The following is a 4,839-nucleotide window of genomic DNA, read 5'->3' on the forward strand; positions in this document are numbered from 1 at the left end:
CCCGCCTCGATCGCGTCGGCCGCGCCGCCGGGCAGCACCTCCTCGGCGGGCTGGAACAGCAGGCGCACCGGACGCGCCAGCCGCCCCTCACGGGCCAGCTGGGCCAGGACCAGACCGGCGCCGAGCACCACGGTGGTGTGCACATCGTGACCGCAGGCGTGGGCCCGGTCGGCGACGGTCGAGCGGTAGTCCACCGTCTTGGTGTCGGGGATGGGCAGTCCGTCGATGTCCGCGCGCAGCGCCAGCAGGGGCGCTACGCCATCGCGCGGGCCGATGTCACAGATGAGACCGGTGCCCGAGGGCAGCACCCGCGGTTCGAGTCCCGCCTGCTCCAGCCGCGCCTTGATCGCGGCGGTGGTGCGGAACTCGCAGTTGCCCAGCTCGGGGTGCATGTGCAAGTCGCGCCGGAAGGCGATGAGTTCGGTACGCAGCTCATCGGGGAGCGTACCGGGCAGGGCCGGCGCGGTGGTGGGTGTGGCATCGGTCGCATCGAGGGACATCAATTGCTTCACCTGAAGAAGCGTAGAACGCCAGGTGGGCCCACCGAATGTCGATCAACAAAAATTCAATCTGTTCGGGTACGCAAAAGTACCCCGCCCGGTGCATGATCCCCCTAGTCAGGGGGTATAACGACCGGTTTGCCGGTCGGCCGTGGGTGACAAGCGCCACACGGCCGTACGGGCGACGGTGCCGTGAGCGTCGCACGCGAGGCCGCCGGGCGGCACGTGGGCGAAGGCCCGCGCTGTCGCCTCGCGGGCGGAGAAGCGAACGAAAGGGTGGGTGGGACCCCGCGACAGATCTCAGGACGCGGCGACCGGTCTCAGGACGCGGCGACCGGTGCCGCGGGCGGACCGGGGTTCGCGGGCGGGGCGGGGTCTCTCGGCGGGGCGGGGTCTCTCGGCGGGGCGGGGTCTCTCGGCGGGGGGGGGTCTCTCGGCGGGGCGGGGTCTCTCGGCGGGGCCGCGTCCCTGGGCTGGGACGAACCCGCCGTCGGGCCCGAGTTCAGCCGGCGCACATCGCGGGCCGTCCCGGTGACCCCGGACAGAAAGCCCTGGGCGCGCGGGGAGGCGTTGCTGGTCAGCCAGGCGGGGTCCACATCGCAGACCGCGACCTCGACGCCGGTGCCCACGAGCGCGAGCGGCAGGGTGTGCACCACGGTCGAGGGGAAGCTCACGATCGTATGGCCGATGGGGCCGCGGCGGGCTATCAGCTCGAGCGGCAGATCGGGCCGTACGATCTCCAGCCCCACCTCGTGCGCGATCCGGCTGAGCTTCTCGGTGCTCTCCCGGCGGTGGGCGAAGTAGCGGGTGGCGCCATGGGCGCGGGTCAGCGAGCCGACCGCCTCCAGATAGCGCTCCAGGTCCACCACACCCGTCTCGACCAGGGAGGTGCCCACCAGGTCGGTGCCCCCGGTGAGCCGGGGCGGGCCGAACCGGGCCCGGGTCCAGGCGAAGTCGTTGGCGGTGATGGTGACCCCGGCGGGCGGCTCCACCGGCATCGAGCTGAAGACCTCGACCCGGCGCTTGTCGCCCGGGGTGAGCCGGCGGCGAGCGGTGGCGGAGACCGGTGCGAACACCAGGTCGCGCGGCCCACGGCTGCCGCGCCGGTGCCAGCGCACCAGGGGCTCCCCCTTGGCCAGCTGGGAGATGAACTCCATGGTGGCCGTGCCGTCGTCCACCACGACCAGGTCCTTGGCCCGGGTGAGGGTCAGCAGCAGCTGGACATAGCGGGAGAACGGGTCGCCTATCACGATCCGGGCGGCCCGGCGCAGCGGTCCGCGCAGCCCGCCGATGGTCTTGATCGGCGCACCGGCCCCGCCGCGCGCGTCCTCCCAGCGCACGATGACGCCCTCGTCCCGCGCCAGCTCGGCCATCCGGCGCAGCTGGCCGCGGGTCATCGGATCGTGCGGGGAGAGCACCACCACGGTCAGGTCCTGGGGCGCCGTGGCCTCCGGGCCCCCGGCGCGCCGGGCGCGCTGAACATCGGAGTATGCCCACTCCAGCACGTTCAGCAACTGGACCGGGCTCTCCACGAAGGCAAGTGTGGCCTGAGGGGCAAGGGGGGCAGCGGAGACCATCGCACCGTCCAAAGGCAGGGCCCGGAAGCGGCGAGCGGCCCCCGACGAGTCAGGGGTGCCCGCCGCTTCCGGGCGAGGGCCGGTCTCACCGGCCGGTGGATTCACGGCAGAGAGCCTCAGACCGCGGCGGGCTCGCGGTCGGCGGCCTCGGACTCGGCGACGACGCCCGCGACACGGCGGAGCTTCTTCATCGGGCCGAGCTCGCTCTCGTAGACCTTCTTGACGCCGTCACCGAGGGACTCCTGGATGATGCGGATGTCCCGCACCAGCCGCTGGAGACCCTGCGGCTCCACGGAGGCGGCCTGGTCCGAGCCCCACATGGCGCGGTCCAGGGTGATGTGGCGCTCGACGAACGCGGCACCCAGGGCGACGGCGGCCAGCGTGGTCTGGAGACCGGTCTCGTGGCCGGAGTAGCCGATCGGCACGTTGGGGTACTCGGCCTGCAACGTGTTGATCACGCGCAGGTTGAGCTCCTCGGCCTTGGCCGGGTACGTGGAGGTGGCGTGGCACAGCAGGATGTTGTCGCTGCCCAGGACCTCCACCGCGTGGCGGATCTGCTTGGGGGTGGACATGCCCGTCGACAGGATGATCGTGCGGCCGGTCGCGCGCAGGGCGCGCAGCAGCTCGTCGTCGGTCAGCGAGGCGGAGGCCACCTTGTGGGCCGGGACGTCGAACTTCTCCAGGAAGGCGACGGCCTCGGTGTCCCACGGGGAGGCGAACCAGTCGATGCCGCGCTTCTTGCAGTGCTCGGAGATGGCGCGGTACTCGTCCTCGCCGAACTCCACGCGGTGGCGGTAGTCGATGTAGGTCATCCGGCCCCAGGGGGTGTCACGCTCGATGTCCCACTGGTCGCGGGGGGTGCAGATCTCCGGGGTTCGCTTCTGGAACTTGACCGCGTCACAGCCGGCCTCGGCGGCCACGTCGATCAGCTTGAACGCGTTCTCCAGGTCGCCGTTGTGGTTGATGCCGATCTCACCGGTGACATAGACCGGGTGGCCGGGTCCGGCGATCTTGTCACCGAGGGTGCGGAGGCGAGAGTTGGAACTCACTTGAAACCTTTCGGGGTGAACCCGGCGTGGAAGTCCGGGGCGAGACATGGTTTTGCCTGCGGCCTCGCTGGACGGTGCCGTAGGATCCCGGGATCGGCCTGTGAGCCTTAAGGCACGAACCGGCTTGCCCGGGGAGACGGTTGGGGCGTTGATCGGGCTGACGCACCTGGGGCGCTATCAACCGTCCCGACCTGCGATCCAGTTGTGGGTGATGCGGCCGGTCCCGCCACAGCCAGTGACGATTCGAGCTGCGACGAGGCGCGAGCGACTGTGCTGAGGGCGAGTCGTTCACGGCTGAGAAGTTGATTTAAGACAGTTCCTTTCCGAGGAGCCACGAAGCGATCTCCCGAATAGCTCCGTCCCCTCCGGGTGTGGAAGTGACTGCGCGTGCGGCTCCGCGCACGATCTCGTGCGCGGTGGCCACCGCGACCGGCCAGCCGACGAGGCCGAAGCAGGCCAAGTCGTTGACGTCGTTGCCGACGTAGAGCACGCGCTCCGGCGCGATGCCCTGCTCCTCGCACCACTGCTTCAGTGCGAGATCTTTTCGGTCGATGCCGTGGAGCACGGGAACCTGGAGCTTGCGGGCCCGTGCGGCGACGACCGGGTTCTTTTCCGTGGACAGGATCAGCAGCGCCAGCTCAGCACGGCGCAGGGCGGCGATCCCGAGCCCGTCGCCGCGGTGCACGGCCACGAGTTCGCGTCCATCGGAGTCGATCAGCACCCTGTCGTCGGTCTGGGTGCCGTCGAAGTCGAGCACCACCGCGTCGATGTCCTCGCGGGTGGGGAGGGCGCCCGGCCGCTCGGCGTCGAACAGCGGGGCGAGCGCGCGGGCGCGGGCCAGATCGTGCGGATCGTCGATCTCCAGCACCCGTGCGGGGTCGGTGCGCACCAGGTCGGTGCGGCCGAAGAAGCGGTGCCCCGCCTCGCGGAAGCCCCGCGCGTCCATCGCGTAGGCGGCGCCGGTCTCCAGGAAGTCCTGGGGGCGGTCCTGGCGGCGCGGGCGGTACGACTTGTCGTGGTTGACGCCGTCGCCGCCGTCCGCCGCGTCTCCTTGGCGGTCTTCGCCCTCGCGCCAGACGAAGCCGTGGAAGGGTGCCACCGTCAGGGCGGTGTCCGCGCCCTTCTCGGCGACCGCCGCGGCCACGCCGTCGATGTCCTCGCTGATGATGAACGGGCTGGTGCACTGCACCAGGAGCACCACGTCCACGGAGGCGCCGTGGGACGCCTCGTACGCGTCCATGGCGTGGATCACCGCGGCCTCGCTGGTGGCGGTGTCCCCCGCGATATCGGTGGGCCGCTGGACGACCACGGCGCCCGCGCCGCGTGCCGCGGCGGCTATTCCGGCGTCGTCGGTGGAGACGACCACGTCCGTGACCAGGCGGCTGGCCCGGCACTCCATGACGGCACGAGCGACCAGCGGAACGCCCCCCACGGCGGCGAGGTTCTTGGCGGGGACGCCCTTCGACCCGCCACGGGCGGGGATCACGGCGAGCACGCACGGGCTCGAGGCGGGCATGGCGGCTCCTTCAGGGGTTGCGGAGGTGATCGAGGCCGTCCCGGCCTCCTCTTGTTTCGCGTGGCCGCTCGCAGCCGTCTTCTTGTTCGCTTCTCCGCCCACGCGGCGCAGAGGTGCGGGCATCGTCGTCAACTGCGACCCGGCGGCCGCGCGCACGTCGCTCGCAGCCGTCTTCTTGTTCGCTTCTCCGCCCACGC

4 protein-coding genes are annotated in these 4,839 nt (G+C 71.3%); all 4 read right to left on the bottom strand.

The genetic code is table 11. The features are described from left to right. Positions 1 to 500, bottom strand: a 500-nt coding sequence (locus tag NQU54_RS47995; RefSeq protein WP_257636560.1) for a M20/M25/M40 family metallo-hydrolase, incomplete at its 3' end; no start/stop codon positions are given. Between the two features lie 320 nt (positions 501 to 820). After that, positions 821 to 2,077: a hypothetical protein gene (locus NQU54_RS48000; RefSeq protein ID WP_257636559.1), complete on the bottom strand. Its 1,257-nt coding sequence runs from the start codon at positions 2,075 to 2,077 to the stop codon at positions 821 to 823. Between the two features lie 116 nt (positions 2,078 to 2,193). Then, on the bottom strand, positions 2,194 to 3,126 hold the full coding sequence (locus NQU54_RS48005) for an N-acetylneuraminate synthase family protein (protein ID WP_147968496.1): 933 nt from the start codon (positions 3,124 to 3,126) through the stop codon (positions 2,194 to 2,196). Positions 3,127 to 3,433: 307 nt separating this feature from the next. Next, positions 3,434 to 4,642, bottom strand: a complete 1,209-nt coding sequence (locus NQU54_RS48010) for an acylneuraminate cytidylyltransferase (RefSeq protein WP_257636561.1) — start codon at positions 4,640 to 4,642, stop codon at positions 3,434 to 3,436. Between the last annotated feature and the right edge of the window lie 197 nt (positions 4,643 to 4,839).

It is taken from the genome of Streptomyces malaysiensis subsp. samsunensis (genome assembly GCF_024519315.1).
In the GTDB taxonomy this organism is placed as follows: domain Bacteria; phylum Actinomycetota; class Actinomycetes; order Streptomycetales; family Streptomycetaceae; genus Streptomyces; species Streptomyces malaysiensis.